Origin of the sequence: Collinsella sp. LCP19S3_A6 (assembly GCF_052122015.1) — a bacterium.
GTDB lineage: Bacteria > Actinomycetota > Coriobacteriia > Coriobacteriales > Coriobacteriaceae > Collinsella.
Map to the genome: position 1 here is coordinate 163818 of NZ_JBQKDD010000004.1, position 22586 is coordinate 186403.

20 protein-coding genes and 5 tRNA genes are annotated in these 22586 nt (G+C 59.6%); 6 read left to right on the forward strand and 19 right to left on the reverse strand.

All coding sequences use genetic code 11. The features are described from left to right. The first annotated feature begins 178 nt into the window (after positions 1-178). Complete coding sequence (locus ACTQVX_RS04130; RefSeq protein ID WP_117635919.1) at positions 179-673, forward strand: nucleotidyltransferase domain-containing protein; 495 nt, start codon at positions 179-181, stop codon at positions 671-673. A gap of 71 nt (positions 674-744) precedes the next feature. Here the strand turns inward: ACTQVX_RS04130 and ACTQVX_RS04135 are convergent, their stop codons facing one another. The 5 genes from ACTQVX_RS04135 to rpsF form a co-directional block, all read right to left on the reverse strand. Then, positions 745-1827, reverse strand: coding sequence for an IS1595 family transposase (locus ACTQVX_RS04135; protein ID WP_158553197.1), 1083 nt, complete (start codon positions 1825-1827; stop codon positions 745-747). Positions 1828-2046: 219 nt separating this feature from the next. Then, positions 2047-2586, reverse strand: coding sequence for a 50S ribosomal protein L9 (gene rplI, locus ACTQVX_RS04140; RefSeq protein ID WP_154516756.1), 540 nt, complete (start codon positions 2584-2586; stop codon positions 2047-2049). A 15-nt stretch (positions 2587-2601) separates the two neighbouring features. Continuing rightward, on the reverse strand, positions 2602-2868 hold the full coding sequence (gene rpsR, locus ACTQVX_RS04145) for a 30S ribosomal protein S18 (protein WP_006235829.1): 267 nt from the start codon (positions 2866-2868) through the stop codon (positions 2602-2604). A 72-nt stretch (positions 2869-2940) separates the two neighbouring features. Continuing rightward, a complete protein-coding gene (locus tag ACTQVX_RS04150) occupies positions 2941-3393 on the reverse strand; it encodes a single-stranded DNA-binding protein (RefSeq protein WP_006235830.1) in 453 nt (150 codons plus the stop codon). Between the two features lie 48 nt (positions 3394-3441). Further along, positions 3442-3735, reverse strand: a complete 294-nt coding sequence (gene rpsF / locus ACTQVX_RS04155; RefSeq protein WP_006235831.1) for a 30S ribosomal protein S6 — start codon at positions 3733-3735, stop codon at positions 3442-3444. 493 nt (positions 3736-4228) lie between these two features. Here rpsF and ACTQVX_RS04160 point away from each other — a divergent pair. From ACTQVX_RS04160 to ACTQVX_RS04175, 4 genes are all read left to right on the forward strand, one after another. Then, a tRNA-Ser gene (locus ACTQVX_RS04160) sits at positions 4229-4319 on the forward strand. Positions 4320-4367: 48 nt separating this feature from the next. After that, positions 4368-4458 (forward strand) — tRNA-Ser (locus tag ACTQVX_RS04165). Positions 4459-4758: 300 nt separating this feature from the next. After that, the gene (locus ACTQVX_RS04170; RefSeq protein ID WP_229770653.1) at positions 4759-5448 is read left to right on the forward strand and encodes a trimeric intracellular cation channel family protein; all 690 of its coding nucleotides are present in this window, start codon (positions 4759-4761) and stop codon (positions 5446-5448) included. Between the two features lie 184 nt (positions 5449-5632). Then, a complete protein-coding gene (locus ACTQVX_RS04175; protein ID WP_441546458.1) occupies positions 5633-6778 on the forward strand; it encodes a polymer-forming cytoskeletal protein in 1146 nt (381 codons plus the stop codon). A gap of 104 nt (positions 6779-6882) precedes the next feature. On the opposite strand, the gene typA is transcribed toward ACTQVX_RS04175, so the two are convergent. From typA to ACTQVX_RS04245, 14 genes are all read right to left on the reverse strand, one after another. Then, a complete protein-coding gene (typA, locus tag ACTQVX_RS04180; protein WP_154516764.1) occupies positions 6883-8721 on the reverse strand; it encodes a translational GTPase TypA in 1839 nt (612 codons plus the stop codon). A 118-nt stretch (positions 8722-8839) separates the two neighbouring features. Further along, the gene (locus ACTQVX_RS04185) at positions 8840-9289 is read right to left on the reverse strand and encodes a hypothetical protein (RefSeq protein ID WP_441540325.1); all 450 of its coding nucleotides are present in this window, start codon (positions 9287-9289) and stop codon (positions 8840-8842) included. A 30-nt stretch (positions 9290-9319) separates the two neighbouring features. Continuing rightward, complete coding sequence (locus ACTQVX_RS04190) at positions 9320-9709, reverse strand: hypothetical protein (RefSeq protein WP_441546457.1); 390 nt, start codon at positions 9707-9709, stop codon at positions 9320-9322. Continuing rightward, on the reverse strand, positions 9710-10210 hold the full coding sequence (locus ACTQVX_RS04195; RefSeq protein ID WP_427748159.1) for a bifunctional nuclease family protein: 501 nt from the start codon (positions 10208-10210) through the stop codon (positions 9710-9712). Positions 10211-10363: 153 nt separating this feature from the next. Continuing rightward, positions 10364-10440: transfer RNA gene (locus ACTQVX_RS04200), tRNA-Ile, on the reverse strand. 4 nt (positions 10441-10444) lie between these two features. Beyond that, positions 10445-10520, reverse strand: a tRNA-Ala gene (locus tag ACTQVX_RS04205). Positions 10521-10587: 67 nt separating this feature from the next. Further along, positions 10588-10664: transfer RNA gene (locus tag ACTQVX_RS04210), tRNA-Ile, on the reverse strand. A 298-nt stretch (positions 10665-10962) separates the two neighbouring features. Further along, complete coding sequence (gyrA, locus tag ACTQVX_RS04215) at positions 10963-13674, reverse strand: DNA gyrase subunit A (protein ID WP_441540467.1); 2712 nt, start codon at positions 13672-13674, stop codon at positions 10963-10965. A gap of 185 nt (positions 13675-13859) precedes the next feature. Further along, entirely contained in the window at positions 13860-15890 is a 2031-nt protein-coding gene (gyrB, locus tag ACTQVX_RS04220; protein WP_441540323.1) for a DNA topoisomerase (ATP-hydrolyzing) subunit B, read from the reverse strand. Between the two features lie 104 nt (positions 15891-15994). Continuing rightward, positions 15995-16558, reverse strand: coding sequence for a DciA family protein (locus tag ACTQVX_RS04225; RefSeq protein WP_441540322.1), 564 nt, complete (start codon positions 16556-16558; stop codon positions 15995-15997). Continuing rightward, positions 16545-17651 (reverse strand): DNA replication/repair protein RecF, encoded by a 1107-nt coding sequence (gene recF / locus ACTQVX_RS04230; RefSeq protein WP_441540321.1) that lies wholly within the window; start codon positions 17649-17651, stop codon positions 16545-16547. Before recF ends, ACTQVX_RS04225 begins: the two co-directional genes overlap by 14 nt. Before the next feature lie 9 nt (positions 17652-17660). Continuing rightward, complete coding sequence (dnaN, locus tag ACTQVX_RS04235; protein WP_427729028.1) at positions 17661-18764, reverse strand: DNA polymerase III subunit beta; 1104 nt, start codon at positions 18762-18764, stop codon at positions 17661-17663. Positions 18765-19002: 238 nt separating this feature from the next. Beyond that, complete coding sequence (locus ACTQVX_RS04240; RefSeq protein WP_441546456.1) at positions 19003-20706, reverse strand: DnaA ATPase domain-containing protein; 1704 nt, start codon at positions 20704-20706, stop codon at positions 19003-19005. A gap of 15 nt (positions 20707-20721) precedes the next feature. Beyond that, the gene (locus tag ACTQVX_RS04245) at positions 20722-22098 is read right to left on the reverse strand and encodes an ATP-binding protein (protein ID WP_441540319.1); all 1377 of its coding nucleotides are present in this window, start codon (positions 22096-22098) and stop codon (positions 20722-20724) included. A gap of 345 nt (positions 22099-22443) precedes the next feature. Between ACTQVX_RS04245 and rpmH the strand changes: the two genes are divergently transcribed. After that, on the forward strand, positions 22444-22578 hold the full coding sequence (gene rpmH, locus ACTQVX_RS04250; RefSeq protein WP_019127408.1) for a 50S ribosomal protein L34: 135 nt from the start codon (positions 22444-22446) through the stop codon (positions 22576-22578). The last annotated feature ends 8 nt before the right edge of the window (positions 22579-22586 follow it).

The window sequence follows — 22586 nt, forward strand, 5'->3', positions numbered from 1 at the left end:
CGCTTGCGAGCATCCATAGTATCAGCCACAGCTTTAAATCGAGGCGCGCCTTAACAATCATCACCGAACCAAACGGATGAACGGTCCCTTATGTGCGTTGTGTTAGACCACTTTGGATACTGGGACTTTTCCTATAATCTTTCTTGCTTAAATAGCAGGCGAAAGCGAAGGAGCTCCTATGGTCACCAAGGATGATGCGTGTTGGATAATCGGCCTTTCCGCAGGTGCGGGCATTGGCGTATATCTTGATGGCGGCTGGGGCGTCGATGCGCTTGTCGGGCGTGAGACCAGGGCTCATAACGACATCGACCTGTTCGTTCAGCGCGGGGATTACCAAAGGTTCGTGGATCTAATTGCTGATGAGGGGTTTTCCGAGGTGGCTGCATCTTTCACCACCGAAGATCACACGGTGTGGCAAGACGAGGCGGGGCGCATCGTCGACCTGCATTGCTTCGATTTCGCCGAGAATGGCGATATTCTGTATCAGGGAGATCGTTTTCCCGGGGAGGTCTTTTCGGGGAGGGGGCGCATCGGCGAGGTGGAGGTGTCGTGCATCGACCCCGAAAGCCAGCTGTTGTTTCACTTGGGCTATCAGCATGACGAGCACGACGCCCACGATGTCATGCTCCTATGCCGTGAGTACGGTTTCGACGTTCCCGAAGAATATCGCTAGCTGTTGCTATTTGCATCGGGGCACGACTTCAGCGCTTGCCGCAGATGCGCTGCGCCAGACCGCCCTGGACATCACGCCACGCCGTATATGGCCCTCCGCGCACGCGAGTCCCATTTCGCCTGCTTGATCCAGTACTCGTAGAACGGATAGGGGGTCACCTTGTACTGGCGCCAGGTCTTCTCGTACGTGCCGCGGGCTGCCTGCCTCACTATGAGCTCGGCGAGCTCGTCCGCGCTCCTGCGGACCTTGAAGCACCATGTCCACTTGAACCAGGCGAGGTAGTTCTCGAGGCGTCTCGTGGAGACACCCCGGAACCTGCCGATGAAGTGCCTCATCTGGGAGTGGAGGCTGTTCACCCTGTTGATGGCGTGCTCCTCCCTCTTGCTGGCGATGTGCGCGCCGACGCCGAGGGCGGGCAGGACGCGGCGGTACACGTGCGCACGGTCCGTCGAGATTATCGCGCCGACCGCGAGCTTGTCGGCGAGCAGCTCCCTGGCTGCCGCCTCATCGAGGCCGCCCCTCCCCGCGATCTCGTAGAAGATGTCGCCGGCGTCGTTGATGCCGGTGAGCACGCATATCTTCTCGTGCCCGTCGGTTCCCTGCGACCTTGTGCGGGGCTTCCTGGGCATGCCGGACTCCGACCTGGAGCGGTTTCCCTTGAAGCTCTCCCTGAAGAAGCACTCGTCGAGCTCGGCCCCGCCGCCGGCCTCCACGCGGAAGGCGGGCATGCGCTTGGCCATGGCCTCGAGCAGCCTGTGGCGCATGAAGAACGCCGTCTTGAGGCACACGCCGCACTTTTCCGCCGACTCGCGCAGCGGGAGCATGTCCACGTGGCACTCCGCGAACCTCATCCAGGCCGACCTGTCGAGCTTGGTGGTGGAGAAGATGCGCATGGTGGCGTCGGTGAAGGTCCTGGCGCACCCTCGGCAGAGGAACCGCTGACGGCCGCGCCCGTCTCGCCCCCTCTTCACGTAATGCGGGGAGCCGCACCAGGGGCAGGCTCTGTCGGGATCGTCTTCCGCCCCCTCGCTTGCCGCGAGTTCGAAAAGCTCCGCGTCTATCAGCGCCTTGAGCGATCTCAGGACCCTGCTCTTCTCGGCAGCCGTCATCTGCGGGAGGAACTGCCTCGTCAGCTGGGTGAGCACGTCTTCCATTGCAACCTCCATCTTTCCTGATGATGGAATTGTCGCAATTGGGGGTCCTGCTGCGTGTACTGTGCATAGGACACTTATCCAAAGCGGTCTAACACAACGCTTATGTGGAACTGCATCTCAATGTATGACGTGACGCCCACTCAGCGCAAAAAAATAAAAGGGCGCCCCGGTCTCCCAGAGCGCCCTTCTTAGAACAAGATTGTTGCGTTGCAGCAAATGCTACTCAGCAGCAGCCTCGGTCTCGACCTCGGCGGTCTCGGCCTCGGCGACCTCAGCGGCCTCCTCGACCTCAGCCTCGGCAGCGAGCTCCTCGGCGGTAACGCCGACGAGAACGACAACCTCGGCCTTGATCTCGCGGTACAGCGAGATGGCAACGGTGTGGGCACCGGCAACCTTGATGGGCTTACCGAGCTCGACGCGCTTGCGGTCGATGTCCATACCGAGCTGATCCTTAATGGCGTCAGCGATCATAGCGGCGGTGACGGAGCCAAAGAGGATGCCCTCGTCGCCGACCTTGACGTCAACGGTGACCTGCTTGCCCTCGAGGGCAGCCTTGGTCTCGTTGGCGGTAGCCAGACGGACGGCCTCGCGCTTGGCGATGTTGTTGCGACGCTCGTCAAGCTGCTTGAGGTTGCCCTTGGTGGCGGCAACAGCGAGCTTCTTGGGGAACAGGAAGTTCTCAGCGTAACCCTGAGCGACCTCTACGACGTCACCCTCGCCGCCCTTGCCCTTGATCTCATCGAGAAGAATAACCTTCATGATGCGTCTCCCTTCTTAGCCGCGGTCGCGGTTGCCACGAGAGGAAACCACGGGGACGGTGTACGGCAGGAGAGCCATCTCGCGGGCACGCTTGATGGCGTTGGCGATGTCATGCTGATGCTGCGTGCAAGCGCCAGTGACGCGACGGGGCTTGATCTTGCCACGGTCGGTCATGTACTTACGGAGAAGCTGAGTGTCCTTATAGTCGATGAACTCAGTGTTCTCCTTGCAGAACTGGCAGTACTTACGACGCGGCTGACGTGCAGAAAAATCATTAGCCATGTCAAAATACCTTTCATTTGGCAACTTCGGCGAACCGAAGCCGCCTCTCACTCAAAAATAGGTGAACAACCCTTAAAACGGGATGTCCTCATCGTAGACGTCGACCGCGGGCGGCGTAGCCACCGGTGCGGCAGGACGTGCTGCGGGCGCGGGAGCTGCGGGGGCGTAACCGCCCTGATCGTAGCCACCCTGGCCACCACGGGAGCTCATAAACTCGATCTCATCGACGATGACCTCAAGCTTGCTCCTGCGCTGACCGTCGCGCTCCCAAGAGCTGTAGCGCAGCTTGCCCTCGATCGCGACCTTGTTTCCCTTTGCCAGGAAACGGCTCACGGCCTCGGCGCGGGTGCCGAACATAGTGCAGTCGACAAAGTTGGGATAGTCCTCCCACTCGCCAGTCTGCGCATTGCGGCGGCGATCGTTCACGGCGACGCCAAAGGACAGAACCTGGGTTCCGCCGGCAGTGGCGCGCAGCTCGGGATCGCGGGTGAGGTTACCGGTGATGTTCACTCGATTGATGCTCATTACTCACTACTTCCTCTTGGGGCACAAGCCCAGTCCAAAACGACAGTCTTACTCCTGGTCGTCGCGACGGACGATCATGTGGCGGACCACAGCGTCGGTGATGCGCAGGACGCGATCAAGCTCGGCGATCTGGGTAGGATCTGCGTGGAAGTTGATGAGGGTGTAGTCACCATCGGTGAGGTCGTTGATCTCGTAGGCGAGCTTGCGCTTGCCCCACTCGTCAACGGAGTCGACCTTGCCAGCGCCCTCAGCGATCGTGGTATCGATACGCTTCATAACAGCGAGACGAGTCTCGGGGTCGAGCGACGGGTCAACAAAGAACAGCAGTTCATAAGCCTTCATATTGTCACCTCCTCTGGACAAATGTGGCTTCAGGTCGTGAAGGTGCGCCTGAAGCAGGAAAAGACTTGGTAATAGTATCTTTCAACCTCCCAGGCTGCAAGAATATGCAGCTACAACCTCATGACCTCCACATATGCCCATACTCGCACGGCCTTTCTTGCATATTCCAACCAAATGCTGTCCAAGAGCTTGACGGATTTGAGGACAAGGGCGGGTACATACCGACTTTCTGCCAGATAACCGCAAGTCGCTCGCAGTATGGCTGCGGTCGCAAAATGCATACCAGCGGTACAACGCGACATTTTGAATGATTAAACTTGATTCCCGACCGTCCGTAACTACCTCATTTGAACAGTTCGTCTGGTCCGATTACGCAGGTCATCGATTGGTTTCGGCACGGTTGGGCAAACGACGGAGCGATGCAATTTAAAAAATGCCAAGTTTTTGGTTTGCACTTTGCGATTCCTCGTGTATACTGACTTTCGCATTTAACGGAGAGTTGTCCGAGTGGCCGAAGGAGCACGATTGGAAATCGTGTAGGCGTCAAAAGCGTCTCCAGGGTTCAAATCCCTGACTCTCCGCCAGTTAATTCCAAAGCAGGCCTTTGTGCCTGCTTTGTTTTTACCCCACGCGGAGGGGTGGCAGAGTGGTTGAATGCGGCGGTCTCGAAAACCGTTTGGCCTGTATAAGGTCACGAGGGTTCGAATCCCTCCTCCTCCGCCATTTTGGTTGAGAAAGCTCCCAACAAAGGGAGCTTTTTTGTTTTGAGTCCCTTACAGACAAATACGGCGGCGGAGGAGGGGTTCGAACCCGACAGGGCGTTCAACACCAACCCAGATCTCCAAACATGTACATCACCCTCCAAAGATGTCAAAAAATGTCGTTTTTGGAGGCTGATGTACATGTTTGGAACCTGTGACCGCGCCCAGTTCCGACCGTTTACCGAGCAATGGGGTCACGACCTCCCACAACCATGTACTATGTACGGGCATTTTCCAATCCAGCTACCCAAAGGAACCCACCTTGCCCGTCATCGCCACTGTAATCGTTACCGCACACGCCTCGGATGCCATGGTTGCCATCCCGTTTTGGCTCGAGATGTTCGCTGTCGTCGCGGCGTCGATTTCGGGTGTACTGGTTGCGCGCGAGCACAAACTCGATCTGGTGGGCGCCGTCGCGCTCGCCGTGGTCTGCGGTCTGGGCGGCGGTCTTTTGCGCGATATGACGCTCCAGGTGGGCAACGTCTACATCCTTAACCAGCCCATGGCGCTTCCGCTGTCCATCGCCACGGCGGCCATCATCTACATCTTCCCTGCCATCGTCGACAAGCCCGACAAGCTCATCCCCCTGCTCGACATCATCTCGGTGGGTATTTATGCGGCAACCGGCGCAGATAAGGCGCTCGTGTACGGATTTGCACCGGTCGTGTGCATCATGATGGGCTTTTTTACCGCGGTAGGCGGCGGCATGCTGCGCGATGGTTTTATGGGCGTGGTGCCGGGTATTTTCCAGCGCACCAACTTCTATGCCATCGCGGCTATCGCTGGATCGGCAAGCTATGTTTGCCTTGTCATGAGCGGCCTGGTCAGCAATGTCGTCGCGCTGGTCGTTTGCGTCGCAGTGACCATGGGCCTGCGCTGGCTCTCGCTGCGCTTTGACATCAAAAGTCCCACCGAGGACGATATCGCGCGTTTCCTACATCGTAAAAAATAGATAGCACGGCCCGGCCCATCGCAAGGTGACAGCCTGTCTACAACCGGTCGCAGACCCGATATCCCGCGACACCTTACGTAGGCAATTGCCCATGCAGAATACTGCAACCGCGAGTTTCTTTTAGAGCGAAGGCGCAATGGGTACCATATTGGGCGTATGCAAATCACCAAGCAAAGGATTCACCATGCCTCACAACCAACCCGCGGCGGCGCAACATCACAGCATGCGCGGACACCTCATTATGGCCTTCGCGCTTATCGCGCTGGCGTTTACCGCGCTGCCTTCCATGGCATTCGCCGGCACCGACACCGCGGGCAATGTTTTCGTGTCCGACGGGGATTCCAGTCCATCCGGCGTCGGGGGCGATCTGTACTGGGCCGGTCAAAGCCTTAGCCTGGACGACGCGTCCATCGACCGCGATATCATCGCCGCCGGCGAAAGCCTGTCGATTCGCGACTGCACCGTAGGCGGCGCCGTTCGCCTGGCGGCGCGCACCATCGATATCGCCAAGACCACCATTGATGGAAGCGTGACAGTTGCCGCTCAGCACGTCGTACTTAACTCCGGCAGTACCGCCAATTGCTTCTATGCCGCAGGTGAGACGGTTGCCCTGCGCGGCTCCGCCAAGTCGGCAGCGCTCGCGGGCAGTACGGTAACCATCGACGGCACTGTCGATGGCGATGTTGAGGTCTGGGCCGACAAGCTGGTGCTCGGCAAAAACGCCAACATCACCGGTACCGTAAACGCTCATGTCTCACAGGACCCCGAACGCGCCGACGGCGCCAAAGTGGGAGCCCTCAAGATCGACCGCACCGAGAACGAAGATACCTCCACCGTCAACGACGTCATCGGCGGCATCGTTGCCGCAGCTCTTTCCACCTGCTTTGTCGCGATTCTCCTTGAGCTCGTCTTTCCGCGTGCAACAGCCAGCGCGGCCGGCATGCTTCACCAGCACCCCGCCCCGCTGTGGGTGAGCGGTCTTTTGGGCACGGTAGCCGCCGTTCCCGCCATCTTGCTGCTCATCATCTCTATTGCCGGCCTGTCGCTCGCCGGAGCCCTGATGTGCGGCGTCATCGGCATCGCCCTGGTCTCGGCGGCCTTTGCGGGCACCGCGATCGCACGCATGGTCGGGCACAGCCAGAACCGCTACGCCATGGCCGCCGTGGGCGGCGCCATCGCCGGCGCCCTTACAGCACTTCCCCTTATGGGCAACTTTATCAGCGGCGTAGCCTTCGTCTTTATGCTGGGCTATCTCATTCAGATCATCTGGCGCAACGCCCACGTCAAGCCGCAAAAGGCCCCCAACACCCCGGGCCTTCCCTCCGCCTAACCGCCAACCACCGCAAAGGTGTCCTTCCTCTTTGTGGTGGTACAAAAAGGGCGCCGACCGCGATGGTCGACGCCCTTTCTTGTGAATGCTACAGAGCTCAGCGCTTATTTGTTGACCTGACCGGCGCGAACGGCAGCCTTCTTGCGATCGGTGGCGTTGAGCAGACGCTTGCGCAGACGGATGTTCTTGGGGGTGATCTCCACCAGTTCGTCATCGGCGATGTACTCCAGCGCCTCCTCCAGCGAGAAGGTGCGAGGCGGCACCAGCTGCACGGAGATATCGGAGGTCGAGGAACGCTGGTTGCCCAGGTTCTTGGTACGAGCGATGTTGACGACCATGTCGCCGGCCTTGCTGCGCTCGCCCACGATCATGCCCTCGTAGCACTCGACACCCGGCTCAACAAACAGCTGGCCGCGCTCCTGCAGCGTGCCCAGAGCGTAGGCAACGGCCTTCTCGGTGGTCATGGAGATCATGGCGCCGTTCTGACGGTTGCCGATCTCGCCGGCGTAAGGACCGTACTCCAGGAAGGTGTGATAGAACACGCCCTCGCCGTGAGTGACGTTCATGATGCGGTTCTTAAGGCCCATGATGCCGCGGGTCGGGATCTTAAACTCAAGGTGCGTCACGATGCCCGAGGTGTCCATGCTGGTCATAATGCCGCCAGAGGTGCCAAAGACCTCGACGACCTTGCCCGAGTACTCGTCCGGGCACTCGACGACAGCCTGCTCGACGGGCTCCATCTTGTTGCCGTTCTCATCCTTCTTAAACAGAACGCGGGGACGGCCGACCTGGAACTCAAAGCCCTCGCGACGCATGGACTCCATCAGGACGGACAGGTGCAGAATGCCGCGGCCCGAGACCTCGACGCCGCTCTTGTCCTCGAGCTCCTCGATCTTCATGGTCACATTGTTCTCGGCCTCATTGAACAGGCGCTCCTTGAGCTGACGAGCGCCCACAATGTCACCATCGCGGCCGACGAGCGGAGAGGTCGAGGCCTCGAAGACGATGGACAGGGTCGGCGGATCGATCTCGATAGGCTCGAGCTCGACGGGGTTCTCGGGATCGGTGTAGACATCGCCGATGTCGGTGCGCTCGATACCCACGACGGCGGCAATGTCGCCGGCGCCGACTTCCTGGCACTCGGTGCGGCCCAGGTAGTCGAAGGTAAAGAGCTGCTTGACGGTAGCGGTGGCGCTGGAACCGTCGTTCTTGACGACCAGGATCTGATCGCCCTGGCGAATGGTGCCGGAGTACACGCGGCCAATGCCGATGCGGCCGACAAAGTTGGAGTGGTCGATGGTCACGCACTGCATAGCGAGCGGCGCGGTCTCGTCAACCTCGGGCGCGGGCATGTCGTCGATGATCATGTCGAGCAGCGGGTACATGTCCATGTTGCCGTCGTTGGGGTCAAGGCGGGCAAAGCCATTCATGGCGCTGGCATAGACCACGTGCTCCATGGCAAACTCGAGCTGGTCGTCGGTGGCGCCCAGGTCGGCCATAAGGTCCAGACAGTCGTTGTAGGCCTTCTCGGGGTTGGCGCCCGGACGGTCGATCTTGTTGATGACGATCATGATCTTAAGGCCGGTGTCGATGGCGTGACGTAGGACAAAGCGGGTCTGGGGCATGGGGCCCTCAAAGGCGTCGACCAGCAGCAGAGCGCCGTCGGCCATGCGCAGCACGCGCTCGACCTCACCGCCAAAGTCGGCGTGGCCCGGGGTGTCGATGACGTTGATCTTAACGTCCTTGTACTCGATAGAGATGTTCTTGGCGAGAATCGTGATGCCGCGCTCGCGCTCCTGGTCGTTGGAGTCCAGGACGCGATCCTCGACCTGCTGGTTGGCACGGAAGGCGTCCGTGGCACGCAGGAGCTTATCGACCATCGTCGTCTTACCGTGGTCGACGTGGGCGATAATGGCGATGTTCCTCAGATTGTCTACGCGCATGTAGTTCCCCTATCTTCTATCTATATACAAACGGCACGCGTATGTGACCCGTCCAGCAACACAACGCTCGGCGGGAATATTGAGCCTTTTACCGAAAAACTCGTTTATTTTAGCGATTCTAGATGAGAGGGGTTTCCTCACCTGCAGGTTCAGGGTCGCTCCACATAAAACCATCGCCGGCGCCCATGCCCTCGTACAGCACATATGCCGAAAAACCGCTCTCGAGCGTGGTCTCGAAGAAGCTAACGAGCAAAGCGTCGTGATATCCGCCCTCGATCTCCACACAGCCGGTATAGCCGATGGCATAGCGGGCGATGCGGCCCAGGCCTTCGTCCTTGAGACCCATCTTGTGCTCGGAGATAAAGTTGGTGGCAGCCTCCAGGCATGCCTCCTCACCGTCCTCGTCGAGAGCCGCAAGATAGCGGTTGGAGGCGGCATCCTCGATTGCCACGACAACGCCCGGGTTTTCACCGGCGGCAAGGTCATCCAAAAACGCACCGATCAGATCGCACACCATGGCGTCGAGCTCGGCGGAGACGTTACCGGCGTCCTTCATATCCTGTGCCATCTTTTGACCTTCCCATCGCATTCGGCGTCGTTATAACTCCTGTGCCTCGGCCGCGATTCTGGCGGCAGCGTCACGGGCGCGAACCATATCCGCAGCGCGCTTGTCGAGCACCTTGATCTGGTTGGTCAGCATTACCGCATCGACCACGCCCCAGATCACCAGGCCCGTCGAAATCGAAAACCCAAGCGCACCAACTGTACCACGAAGCCGCGACAAGATTACCGCGGCAAGCGCGGAGACAACAACCATCTTGATATAGGAGTCACGGCGCTCGCGAAGGGTGCGAGCCTGCGTCACATACGCAATGCGCGCGACCTCAAATGCCTCGGCGCGCATATGGGCCTCACGCGCGATAGCGGCTGCTTCGGTCGACACACTGGTACCCATCAGCGCTCGCCGTGCATCGTGCTCAACCGACATTTAGAAATCATCGGGCGAGAGCGTGTGGACAAACTCGTCAAACTTCTCGAATTCACTCTCGTCGTCAACCTCGTCGGCAAGCGGAGAGACGGTGCCCAAGCGATTCATGATGTCGTCCTCCACAAACATGGGGGCATTGCTGCGCACGGCAAGGGCGATAGCGTCGCTCGGTCGTGCGTCAAGCATACGCTCGCCCCTATCGGTGTGCACGACGACCGTCGCGTAGAACACCGGCGGCTCGGCGCGCACGATCTCGATACGCTCGATCTTCGCTCCCACCACTTCGATGGTATCGAGCAAAAGATCGTGGGTGATGGGGCGATCGGTGCGGCCGGTATCGATACCGCGGCTGATGGCCGCTGCCTCGTAGGAACCGGTCTGGATGGAAAGAGAGCGCAGCGGCGCGGACGAATCCGACTTACGGCAACGCTCGCGCAAGACGATCAGCGATGGCACGGGACCGGCGGCCATGACGATGGTCTCTATGTCGACACGAACCATGGAACACCTCCGGTACGTTGTGATTGGCATGCGCGGCAGCTCCGCCGCATTGAATAGCTATACTACCCAAACTTTCGCACCGCACACAAAAACTTATTGGATAGGTAAGAAAAGAGCCCCGAGGCAATAGCTCGGGGCTCTTTACGTTTTAGATGGTGGACCTGACAAGATTCGAACTTGTGACCTCCCGGTTATCAGCCGGACGCTCTAACCAACTGAGCTACAGGTCCATCATGGTGGAGGTTAGGGGGATCGAACCCCTGACCTCAGGCTTGCAAAGCCCGCGCTCTCCCAGCTGAGCTAAACCCCCACGGAGACAGTAATAAACACCCCAGCGGCGACTCGGCTCTCGCTGGGGTGTTTATTGCGAAAGAAAGTGGTGGACCTGACAAGATTCGAACTTGTGACCTCCCGGTTATCAGCCGGACGCTCTAACCAACTGAGCTACAGGTCCATCGCGCAAGGGATATATTAGACGAGTCGTTACGCGCGCGTCAACAACTTTTTTGAAAATCTTTGGGAGGGGTGGTCGCTGGGCTGGCGAGATAGTGTTGGTTTGCTGCTCGGGCAGTCCTGCGCAAGACGAAGGCCACATTAAGTGGCCTTCTTTGCGTGCGGAACTCGCGACAAACCAACACTATCTCGCCAGCCCAGCGACCATGGGGTCCCAAGGTTTTCAAAAAAGCGGTCGGCGCGCAGGTGCGCCGACCGCCGATATATGGGGTCTGATGATTTTTACCAGCTAGGTCCTCTTACTCGTCTAGGAGATCCTCTGGCATGTCGTTGCCGTCGCCCAGGTCGACTGGGGCCTCTTCGGTGACGTCTGCGGTCTCGGCACTTTCGCCCTCGGGCTTCTCTTCGGCGGCCGTCATGCGGGCAACGGCGCACACGCGGTCGTCATCGCTTACGGTCATCATCTTGACACCCTGCGTGGTTCGACCGGTCTGGCTGATCTCGTCGGTCTTGACGCGAATGACCGTCGCGCCCTCCGTCACGATAAACAGCTCATGCTGCGGGCCGACCGCCTTCATGGCCGCAAGGTTGCCCTTGCGCTCGGTCATTTGGATGGTGTAGACACCCTGGCCGCCGCGGTTTTGCTCCGGATAATCCGAGACCGGCGTGCGCTTGCCGTAGCCGCACTCGGTAATGACAAACAGGTCGCCCTCGCCGTTGGTGACCTCCATGCCCAAGACACTCACGCCGTCCTTCATGCCAATGCCGCGGACACCGCTGGTGTCGCGACCGGTAGCGCGAACCTGGTCCTCGGGGAACATGATCGCCTTGCCCGCAGTGGTGGCCATGATGACCTTGTCGCCCTCGCGCACGCGGCGCACGGCGAGCAGCGCGTCGTCGTCCCTCAGGTTGATGGCGATTAGGCCATCGCGGCGGCTGCGATCATAGGCGCTCATCACGGTCTTCTTGACCATGCCGTTCTTGGTGGCAAACATCAGGTACTCATCGGCGGGGAACTCACGACAGCTAATGACGCTCGCGATCTTCTCGCCTTCCTCAAAGGGAAGCAGGTTGACGATTGCGGTGCCGCGCGCCTGGCGCGTACCAACCGGCAGCTCGTGCACCTTCAGACGGTAGACCTTGCCCTTGCTCGAGAAGAACAGCACATACTCGTGGGTGGACGCGATAAACATCTCGTCGATAACGTCGTCCTCTTTAAGGTTGACGCCCGACACGCCCTTGCCGCCGCGCTTCTGGGCGCGGTAAGCGGCCACCGGGATACGCTTCACATAGCCGGTGTGGGTGATGGTCACGACCATGTCCTCGTCGGCGATGAGGTCCTCGACGTCCAGATCCTTCTCGACCTGGCTGATCTCGGTACGGCGCTTGTCGCCAAACTTCTTGGAGATTTCGCGCATCTCTTCCTTGATGACGCCCAGAATCTTCTCCTCGTGCGTCAGCAGGTCCTCGTAGTAGGCGATAGCACGGCGCAGGCCGTCCAGCTCTTCCTGGATCTTGTCGCGCTCCAGGCCGGTCAGGCGACGCAGCTTCATCTCGAGGATGGCCGTGGTCTGCTCGGGCGTAAAGCCAAAACGCTCAATCAGGCGGCTGCTGGCCTCGGAATCGGTCTGCGAGGAGCGGATGATGCTAATGACCTCGTCGATATGGTCGAGGGCCATAAGGTAGCCCTCAAGGATATGTGCACGGGCCTGGGCCTTTTTAAGGTCAAAGTGGGTGCGGCGGGTGACTACGTCGACCTGGTGGTCGATGTAGTGCTGCAGCATCTCGCGCAGGCTCAGGCATTTAGGAACGCCATTGACGAGCGCCAGATTGTTGGCACCAAAGGTGGTCTGCAGCGAGGTGTACTTATACAGGTTGTTAAGTACGACCTGCGGGATAACGCCCTTCTTGAGCTCAATGACCAGACGGATGCCCTTTTGGTTGGACTCGTCGCGCATGTCCGAGATGCCCTCGATGCGCTTGTCGTTTACGAGCTGGGCGATTTTCTCCTGCAGGGTGCCCTTGTTGACCATGTAGGGAATCTCGGTAAAGACCAGGCGGCTGCGGCCGGTCTTGGTGGACTCCACATGGGCCTTGGCACGCACGGTGATGGAACCGCGGCCGGTCTCGTAGCTCTGCCTAATGCCGGCGCTACCCATGATGATGGCACCGGTGGGAAAGTCCGGGCCGGGCATAATCTGCATGAGCTCGTCGACGGTGGCGTCGGGGTTGTCGATCAGGTAGCAGGTGGCCTCGATCGCCTCGGTGAGGTTATGCGGGGCGATATTGGTGGCCATGCCTACAGCGATGCCTTGGCTGCCGTTAACCAGCAGGTTGGGGAAGCGTGCGGGCAGTACCACGGGCTCGGCGAGCGACTCGTCGTAGTTGGGCTGCCAGTCGACGGTATCCTTCTGCAGGTCGCGGAGCAGCTCCATGGCGGGCTTTGCCAGACGGCTCTCGGTGTAACGCATAGCTGCGGCACCGTCGCCGTCGATGTTGCCAAAGTTGCCGTGGCCGTCGATAAGCGGCGTGCGCATGGAGAACCACTGCGCCAGACGAACCATGGTCTCATAGACCGCGGAGTCGCCGTGGGGGTGGTACTTACCGATAACTTCGCCGACCGTCCAGGCCGACTTCTTGTGCGGGCGGTTGGGGTAGATGCCGCTCTCGTTCATGGCGTACAGGATGCGGCGGTGCACCGGCTTTAAGCCGTCGCGCACGTCCGGCAGGGCGCGTGCCGTAATGACCGACATCGAGTACTCGATAAACGACTGCTTCATCTCGCGGCCAAACTCCGAAATCTGGAGCTGGCCGCCGTTGATGTCCTCGCCGGCCGAGGCGCCGCGATCGACCGCGCCAAAGCTCTCCTCGAGCTCGGCGTCGTCGTCCTCTTCCTCTTCATCCTCGACATCGGGGTTGTAGGAATCCGGATCGCCGTCCTCGCCCTGCTCGGCGCGGGCGAGCAGGCGCTTCAGATCATCGGGCATACCGGCGTCGCCGGCCTCGTCCATACCCTCGTTGTTGTTGATATCGTCTGCCACGTTACCTCCTCATGGTTTGCGTGGTCCATTAGTTCCCTACCACGGAGACGGCTTTTCCAGGTGCCGCAGATTCGCCCGAGAGAGGAGGGAAGCGTACTTGGGTACGCAACCGACGATTGAGGGCGAAGGTGCGGTAGCTGGGAAAGCCGAACAGGTTAGGCATCTAAGAAGCGTGCATCATGCGCGTGTTTTTCAATGTACTCGCGGCGATAGCCCACCTCGGAACCCATGAGCTCGCGTACGGCACGGTCCGCCACCACGGCATCCTCGATCGTCACGCGCTGCAAAATTCGGGTCTTGGGGTCCATCGTCGTCGAGGCAAGCTGCTTGGGGTCCATCTCACCCAGGCCCTTGTAGCGCTGGACGGTATAGCCCTTGCGCTTCTTGGTGATCTTGCCATCCTTGGCCTTGCCGTCCTCGTCGTTGTCGTCGGGGTTCAGGCCCAGGCTCTGAATGGTGTCGCGCAGAATCTCGTCTTCGGGCTGTCGGCCGTTGGGATACACGTAGTGGATCTTGTTGCGCACCTTAATGCCAAAGATGGGCGGGCAGGCAACATAGACATAGCCGGCATCGATCAGCGGACGCATGTACTTGTAGAAGAACGTCAGCAGCAGGATGCGGATATGCGCACCGTCGACGTCTGCATCGGTCATGATGATGATCTTGTGGTAGCGCGCCTTGGTGATATCGAAGTCGCCGCCGTCGCCGGCGCTCGTCGTGACGCCGCAACCGATCGCGGTGATCAGCGACTGGATGGTGTCGCTCGAGAACGCACGATGGTCACCCACGCGCTCGACGTTCAGAATCTTGCCGCGCAGGGGCAGAATCGCCTGGATGTCTCGGCGGCGGCCGTCCTTGGCCGAACCGCCTGCCGAGTCGCCCTCTACGATGAAGAGCTCGGTCAGCTCGGCATCGCGCACCGAGCAGTCGGCGAGTTTGCCGGGCAGCGACGCCGTCTCGAGCAGGCTCTTGCGACGGGTCGCCTCGCGCGCCTTGCGTGCGGCGTTGCGGGCCTTGCAGGCCTGCTGCGCCTTCTTGACGATCTCGCGGGCGGGCTTGGGGTGCTCCTCGAGGTAGTCGGCAAGACCGTCGGTCACGATCTTGAGCGTAAGCGCGCGCATGTAGGAACTACCGAGCTTGGCCTTGGTCTGGCCCTCAAACTGCGGATCGGGCAGCTTGACCGAGATGACGGCCGAGAGACCCTCGCGCACGTCGTCACCGCTCAGGTTGGCCTCTTTCTCCTTAAGCAGGTTCTGCTTGCGGGCGTAATCGTTAATCACGCGGGTGAGGGCGGTGCGGAAGCCCTCAAGGTGCATGCCGCCCTCGGGGGTGTAGATGTCGTTGGCAAACGACATGACGTTCTCGCCATAACCGGCGTTCCACTGCAGGGACACCTCGACCTCGCCCATCTTGGCCACGGGCGCATCCGGGTCCGATTTACCCTCAATGTAGATGGGCTCCTTAAAGGCCTCGGGGACGTCCTTGCCGTCGTTGAGGAACTTGACGAAGTCGATGATGCCGCCCTCGTAGCAAAACTCCTCCACGCGGGGAGCCGACTCACGCTCGTCAGTCAGCACGATCTTGAGGTTCTTGTTGAGAAACGCCGTCTCTTGCAGACGATTGTGCAGTGTATCGAAATCGTAGACGCAGGTCTCGAAGATCTCGTCGTCGGGCCAGAAGGAGACGGTGGTGCCCGTCGAATCCGAGGTGCCCACGACCTCCATCTTCTTGACGGTCTTGCCGCGCGAGAATTCCATCTCGTAGATATTGCCGTCGCGGCGCACCTGTACGACCACGCGCTTGGACAGGGCGTTGACAACGGAGATGCCCACGCCGTGCAGGCCGCCGGAAACCTTATAGGCCGAGTTATCGAACTTACCGCCGGCGTGAAGGATCGTCATGACGACCTCGAGCGTCGGAATCTTTTTGACAGGGTGCTCGTCGACGGGGATGCCGCGCCCGTTATCGACGACCGTAATGGAGTTGTCGGCGTGGACCGTCACCTGAATCTCGGTGCAGAAACCGGCCATGGCCTCGTCGACGGAGTTGTCAACGATCTCCCACACCAGGTGGTGCAGACCGCTGGCGCTCGTCGAGCCGATATACATGCCCGGGCGCTTACGGACGGCTTCGAGACCCTCGAGGATCTTAATTTCGCCGCCATCGTAATCGTTTTCGTTTGCCACACGTCCTCCTTCGGTTAAGAAAATCTGTATAGCCTTACTATTTTATCGTAAAAAATACCCTCGGGGACGAGGGTATTTGCCTATACAAGGCCACCAGATGCGATTTAAGACTCTTTTTTGCTTTGCACGCCCTTGGCCCACTCGGCACTGGCCCTCATGGCGTTCTGGAGGGCCTCACGCAGTTTTTGGTCTTCGATGGGCGACACCTGGCGCTCGATCTCGGCGCGCTCGGCTTCATTCAGGTCGGCATGCGGCGCGGGCGGGCGCTCGGGCGCGACCGGGCGCAGGCGCTCTTTTGCCGCGGGCGGCGTGTGGCCGGGGCGGGTCGTCTTAAATACCAGGCCATCCACATGCGCGCCGGCACGCTCCATGCGTGCGCGGATTATCTCGCGCAAAAGTGTCATCTCCTGTGTCCACGAGGGCGAATCGAGATACACCAGCAGCTCGTTGGACTCGGGAAGATAACGCAGCCCCGTCACGTGCCGGCCCTCGCGCGTGCCCGAGCACACCGCGTTCCAAGCACGGTAGACCGCACGCGATTCCTCGGCGGCCTCCATTTGCGCACGACGCTCGGGCGTAGCCGACGCCAAGATGCGCTGGCGCTCGGCACCCAAAAAGTCACTGAAGGCAGCCGCGCCGTTCTCACGCTCGTAATTAGCATGCCTCACCCATGCTCACCACCTTGGCTCGATCAAGTAACTCATCGGTAAAGTATCCCAAATTGGTGGTGGTTATGACTGTCTGGATGTCGTCGCCGATCAGCTGCAAAAAAGCGGCGCGACGATCGCCGTCGAGCTCGCTCATCACGTCATCCAAAAGCAGCAGCGGGGCGGTACCCAGAATATCGCGGGCTACGGCCACCTCGGCCACCTTCCAAGCCAGGACCAACGTACGTTGCTGACCCTGACTGGCAAACGAGCGCGCCGAGCGGCCGGCGACCGAAAACTCAATCTCGTCGCGGTGCGGACCCACGAGTGTCACGCCGCGGCGGATTTCCTCGTCGGCGCGCTCGTCGAGCGCCGCGAGCATGCGCTCGTATGCCCAGCCCCTCAGCTCCTCGCGGTCATCGGTCTGGGGCAGCTCCCCCAACGTGGACGCATAGGCCACATCGGCCTCCTCCCCGGACGCAACCAGCCTGTAGGCATTGCGCACGTGGGCGCCCAAGCGATCGAGCAAGGCCAAGCGGTGCACCAGCAGGGCCGATCCGGCGCGGGCAATCGACTCATTCCACGCACCGAGCATCTCACGGCAGCACCATGTCTCTTTGAGCAGGGCGTTACGCTGCGTCACGCAGCGGCCATAGGCGCTTGCCAGATCGGCATAGCGGGCGCTCAGCTGCACACCAAAGTCGTCGAGCGCGGCGCGACGCACGCTGGCACCGCGCTTAACCATATCCAGATGATCGGGGCAGAACAAAACACTCGGCAGCACGCCGCGCACGCCAGAGGCGGCACATCGCTTGCCGTTGCGGCTAAACGAACGCTTACCGTCCTCCACGCATAGGCCCATGTCCAGCACGCGGCCATCGCCCTCGAGCCTAAGCTCGGCCTTGCACAAACCCGTGCCGTCGTGCACAAGCTCGACGGCAGTGGAATGCCTAAACGAGGCGCCGCTCGTTAGCAGCTGCAGCGCCTCTATGAGGTTGGTCTTTCCCGCCGCGTTGGGCCCCGCGAGCACCGTCACGCCATCGCTCAGTTCCAGGCGATAGCTATCGAAGCTGCGGTAGCGCGCGACGGAAAGATCGCGGGCGAACATGGCCATAGGGCGCCGCTAGATGCGCACCGGCATGACCAGGTACAGATAGTTGATCTTGTCGTAGGACTTAAAGATGCCGGCCTGCGAGTAGCTCTTGAGCTCCAGCGTGATCTCCTTCTCCTTGGACAGGGCGTTGAGACAGCCAAAGATGTAGTGGTAGTTAAAGGCAATGGTACCCGACTCGCCCTCGGCCTCGACATCGATCGTCTCCTGCGCCAGATCCTGGTCATTGGAGATGGAGGACAGGCCCATCTGGCCGTTCTCGACATCGATCTCAAACTTGACGGCGGGGTTGGCGCTCGCGATGACCGCCACGCGCTTGAGGGCGGCATTAAAAGCCGCCACGTCGATCTTGACGCTCGTTACGCACGAATCGGGGATGAGCTGCTTGTAGTTGGGATACATACCCTCTATGCGGCGCGACACGTAGGTGGTGTTGCCGGCTTCAAAGACAACCTGGGTGTCGGTGGCACCGATCATAATGGTCGCCTGGCTCGCCATGATGCTCAGGGCGTCGTTGAAGGCATCGGCCGGCACGTTGAGCTCAAAGGAGCCCTCGAGCGTCGAGGTCTCCACCTGCGTATCGCACACGGCCAGACGGAAGGAGTCGGTCGCCACCAGGCGCACGGTGTTGTTTTCGACCCTCATATGCACACCGCCCAGGATGGGGCGGGCCTTGTCGGTCGAGGTGACGCGCCACACGCGGCTGACCATCTCGGACAGAATGTCGGTCGGGAGCTCAACGGCGCTCTCGATGGCATAGGCCGGGAACTCGGGGAAATCGTTGGCATCGAGCGTATTCAGGCGGAAGGAACTCTTCTCGCAACCGATCAGCACCTGGCGCTCCGAAAGCTCAAAGGTAACTGGGGCATCGGGAAGGGTCTTGGTGATGTTGGAGAGCATCTTGCAGGGGATTACCATCTCACCTTCCTCTTCCACATGTGCCGCGATGCGGTGACGAATCGAGATAGTGTAGTTAGAGGTCTGGAATTCCAAGATGCCGTCTTGTGCCTTGATGAGCACGCCCGACAGAATGGGGAGGGTGGATGCCGAAGCGACACCCTTCATGACGACGCCGATTGCTTGCGTAAGCGAGCTCTGGCTGACGGTGAACTTCATCTTTTAATACCTTTCTATAGATATAAATATCTTAATAATAGTAATAGTACTGACGAAACTGTTGATTACTCCCAAACATGCAGGTCAAACCCAAAAAGAGAATCGACAGTTCCCTGTGTGCAACAGGGGTCGTTTTCCACGTTCAAAACCTGCGCAAAACTTTTCATCGGAGCAGGCTGGGTTTTAGACACCTTATGCCCGCGGTTTCGACAAGTTTTCAACAGGTGTGCCTATTTCCCTACGAGCGCAGTGTAATTTTGTCTCGTAGCGATTTGAGGTCCTCGGTCACGGTCCGGTCTTCCTGGATCATCTTCTGGACTTTTTTGTAGCTCGTGCTGACGGTCGAGTGGTTGCGGTTGCCAAACTCCGCACCCACGGCGGTGGTTGTCATCTCGCACATCTCGATCGCTAGGTAAATGGCGATATGGCGAGCCTTGGCGATATTGGCATTGCGTCGCGGACCAATGAGCTCCTCATGCGTCACGCCGTACTGCTCCTCGATAACAGACTGAACTGTCTGCACGTTGATCTTTTTGGCCGACGTGTCGAAGTACTGGCTGGCGATGGCGTCGATGTCGTCGAAGCTCAGCTCGCTACCCTCGCGCTCGCGGTCGCCCGCCTCCCCGGCGCAGCGCTCGCAGAAGCTCTCGAGCTCACGGATGTTGGTGCCCGATACCTCCGCCATATGTTTAAAGTGCTCGTCGGTCAGATGTCCGCTGTCGCCACCGTAGGCCGCCAGCAGCGAGTCGTCGCCCGCCTCGGGCGCCGCCGCGATCGTGTTCTCGTAATAGCGTTGCAGAATCTTGTACTTCATCTCGTAGCTGGGCTCTGCTACCAAGCAGAGCATGCCGGCGTTAAAGCGGCTGGTCAGGCGCTCGTCCATGTTCAGGTCCTTGGGCGCACGGTCTGCGGCAATCACGACCTTCTTGTTGTTGCGGATAAACTCGTCCATGAGCTGGAAAAAGTAATCCACGCTCGCGCGCTTGCCGATGATGTTTTGGATGTCATCGATGATGAGCACGTCCACGCCGTGGTATGCCTGCATGATGGGGGCGTTACTCTTCTTTTGGCGGTCGAATTCTGTCATCAGATCATCGATGTATGCCTGTGAGTTGGCGTATTTCACTTTGATCTCGGGCGACTTCTCGGCGAGCTCGTTTTTGATGGCGAGCAGCAGGTGGGTCTTGCCCAAGCCCGATTTGCCATAGATGAACAGGGATGTGCAAGTACCGCGTTCGTCTGCGAGTGCGGCGAATTTAAGCGCCGAACGATAGGCGTGGCTGTTTTCGGGGCCGTAGACAAAGTTTTCGAAGGTGAATTTTGAGTTGGCCACGAGGGGCGCGCCATCGGCGTTCTGCTCGCCCGGCGCCGCAGCCGCAGGCACGCTCACAGGCGATGTCGAGACTGGTTTTGCGCTCTTGGCGGGTGCCACGCCCTTCATCTGATTCATCATGCGGCGGAAATCGTCGGCCGACAGCGTGTTTTTGATCGCGATGCCCGGTTCTTCGCCCGGCGCCGCGTCGTGCGCGACGGGCATGTGTGAAACGCTGGGCGCGGTTGCTACCGGCACGGCTGTTGCGTGGGGCATGGTTTCACGGGAAACATCGCTCGCATTGGTCTCCGGAGCCGCCACGGGGGCGACGGTCGTCAAAGGGGGAGTGACGGGTGCCGCCCCTGTGGCGCCTGTCGTGGGACCCTGCGGGGCCACGATGTTGAGCGCGATCGGCGCAAAGGCAATCTCTTCTAGGTAGTGCTCGATAGTCGGCTGGTGCTTTTTGAGCTGCGCAATGGCAAAGCGCGACGGTGCCTCGATGGTCAAGGTGTCCTCGGTCAGGTTCACGGCACGCGATTGCCCCAACATGTTGATGAGGCGTGCATCTTGGCCGTCGCGCTGGCAAAAGGCGATGGCATCCTCCAGGATGATGCTTGCTTCCTCGTCCACTGTCTCTCCCGTTCCTTAACTTTGGGCACGCACGCGAGCGCTGCCGAGTTCGGTCAGATGGTATTTCTGACCGTGTTTGATCACCAAGCCGGCCTGCGCCAAGTCATTGAGTGTGCGTGACCACGTGGGTGCGGAGTTTCCAAATGCTCGCGCCAGGTCGGTGGCGCCGCACTCTTGGTTTTGAGCCAGATATCCCAGCGCCGCGTTGCCGCGCTCGCTCACAAATACGTCCGGTTGCGGCTGTGCGTATTGATTCGCCGCATTAGGATACATCATTTGAGCTGCTGGTTGTTGAGAACTCTGCATGGTTGGCATCGGCTGTTGAAAACTTTGCGGCCACTGTTGGTATGGCTGCGGCGGCATCTGCTGGGCCCAGGGATTGTACGGCTGCGGCATCTGCTGATACGGCTGCTGATAGCCCTGGGGATACTGCTGCATATATTGCTGGGAGTATCCCTGCTGCGGCATATATTGTCCCGGATATGCCTGCGGGTACGGTTGGAAGCCCATCTGCCGAGCTCCTTGCATGCCCGTCACCTGCTGCATCGCGGCTGCATCCAAATCGGCCGGGACCATGGACTCTGCCGAGCCTTGAGTTGTCGTCTGTCCCGCGGGCTGGGGGTCCTGCATGGGCGGCATGCCGGGTTGATGCATCTGCTGCGAAGCCATGGGCTGTTGTAGTGGGGACGCGGCCATGGTTTGCTGCGGAGTCATCATTGCTTGCTGTGGAAATGCTCCCGGCAGTGGGTATTCCGACCCCTGGGCCTCGGGGCGCACGGCTGCCCCGCGCCCTCCCGCGCGCTCAATTTCCTGCACGCGCTTGGGGTCGAGGCTCACCGTGACGACGGTGCCGTTGCCCATGTTGTCTTCGATGGAGACTGCCCCGCCGGCGTTTTCCAGGTATTCCTGCACCATGGGAAAACCTGCCCCGGTGCCGCGTATATACCGCTTCATCTTGCTGTTTGCGCTGGTGACGCCAAAGTCGAAGGCGCGCTCTTTGTCGTCGATGCCCGGACCTTGGTCGGCAAAGCGGATAGTTTCCCCGCCGTCCAGGATCGAGATAATGGGCTCGGCAAAGTGGGCGTGGATAAAGTTTTCGACAATCTCGCGGATAACCATGAGTGAGATGTGTCCGCCTTGCTCTTTCATGCACTGGTAGACGGTGTTAGTCGTCTCTTCCAGATACGTGCGGATGTCTTGCGGCTCGATGACGATCACGCGCGGGGTCGAAAGCATGTCGTCATAGACGGCGATGCGCGCCGCATACATGGTTTTCGGTGTCTGTTTCGATGTCTGCTCGCCCTCTTCGCGCTCTTCGCGTACGCCGTTGATGTGCTCGTTGTCGGGTGCCGGGTCACCGGAATCGACCATGGTGTAAAAGTCGTCAGACATGCCGCTCGCAATCTTTCAAAAGGTTTCGGATAAATAGTAGCTCACCGCGCAATGTTTCTCATCTTTCGACAAGTTTTCAAAACATGTTGAAAACTTTGGAAAATGGGCGAAAAGTTCTCAACATTGGCAACATGACCTGTTGAAAACTCGGTGAAATATCGTGAAAAGTTGGAGTCATACTCAAAAACTCATCCGGCTTATGGCGGAACCGTGTGAACTGCGCAACCTTTTACCTTTGATTTCTTGACATTTGAACATTGATTTCCCTACAATCTTCAAGCTCACGTGTCTATATCTGCGTCCGCGCCCTCGCGGACACTCGAAATGCAGCAGGAGGAACTTAAGATGAAGCGTACGTATCAGCCTAATAAGCGTAAGCGTGCCAAGACCCATGGCTTCCGTGCCCGTATGGCCACCAAGGGTGGTCGTGCCGTGCTCGCCCGTCGCCGCGCCAAGGGCCGCAAGCGTCTCACTGTCTAGCAGCGATA

What these genes read in the sequence shown, in the direction of transcription:
- ACTQVX_RS04130 (WP_117635919.1), top strand. Translation starts at nt 179, where the DNA reads ATGGTCACCAAGGATGATGCGTGTTGGATAATCGGCCTTTCCGCAGGT.
- ACTQVX_RS04135 (WP_158553197.1), bottom strand. Translation starts at nt 1,827, where the DNA reads ATGGAAGACGTGCTCACCCAGCTGACGAGGCAGTTCCTCCCGCAGATG.
- rplI (WP_154516756.1), bottom strand. Translation starts at nt 2,586, where the DNA reads ATGAAGGTTATTCTTCTCGATGAGATCAAGGGCAAGGGCGGCGAGGGT.
- rpsR (WP_006235829.1), bottom strand. Translation starts at nt 2,868, where the DNA reads ATGGCTAATGATTTTTCTGCACGTCAGCCGCGTCGTAAGTACTGCCAG.
- ACTQVX_RS04150 (WP_006235830.1), bottom strand. Translation starts at nt 3,393, where the DNA reads ATGAGCATCAATCGAGTGAACATCACCGGTAACCTCACCCGCGATCCC.
- rpsF (WP_006235831.1), bottom strand. Translation starts at nt 3,735, where the DNA reads ATGAAGGCTTATGAACTGCTGTTCTTTGTTGACCCGTCGCTCGACCCC.
- ACTQVX_RS04175 (WP_441546458.1), top strand. Translation starts at nt 5,633, where the DNA reads ATGCCTCACAACCAACCCGCGGCGGCGCAACATCACAGCATGCGCGGA.
- typA (WP_154516764.1), bottom strand. Translation starts at nt 8,721, where the DNA reads ATGCGCGTAGACAATCTGAGGAACATCGCCATTATCGCCCACGTCGAC.
- ACTQVX_RS04185 (WP_441540325.1), bottom strand. Translation starts at nt 9,289, where the DNA reads ATGGCACAGGATATGAAGGACGCCGGTAACGTCTCCGCCGAGCTCGAC.
- ACTQVX_RS04190 (WP_441546457.1), bottom strand. Translation starts at nt 9,709, where the DNA reads ATGTCGGTTGAGCACGATGCACGGCGAGCGCTGATGGGTACCAGTGTG.
- ACTQVX_RS04195 (WP_427748159.1), bottom strand. Translation starts at nt 10,210, where the DNA reads ATGGTTCGTGTCGACATAGAGACCATCGTCATGGCCGCCGGTCCCGTG.
- gyrA (WP_441540467.1), bottom strand. Translation starts at nt 13,674, where the DNA reads ATGGACGAGGCCGGCGACGCCGGTATGCCCGATGATCTGAAGCGCCTG.
- recF (WP_441540321.1), bottom strand. Translation starts at nt 17,651, where the DNA reads ATGGCCATGTTCGCCCGCGATCTTTCCGTCGCGCGCTACCGCAGCTTC.
- dnaN (WP_427729028.1), bottom strand. Translation starts at nt 18,764, where the DNA reads ATGAAGTTCACCGTCAGCCAGAGCTCGCTTACGCAAGCAATCGGCGTC.
- ACTQVX_RS04245 (WP_441540319.1), bottom strand. Translation starts at nt 22,098, where the DNA reads ATGTCTGACGACTTTTACACCATGGTCGATTCCGGTGACCCGGCACCC.
- rpmH (WP_019127408.1), top strand. Translation starts at nt 22,444, where the DNA reads ATGAAGCGTACGTATCAGCCTAATAAGCGTAAGCGTGCCAAGACCCAT.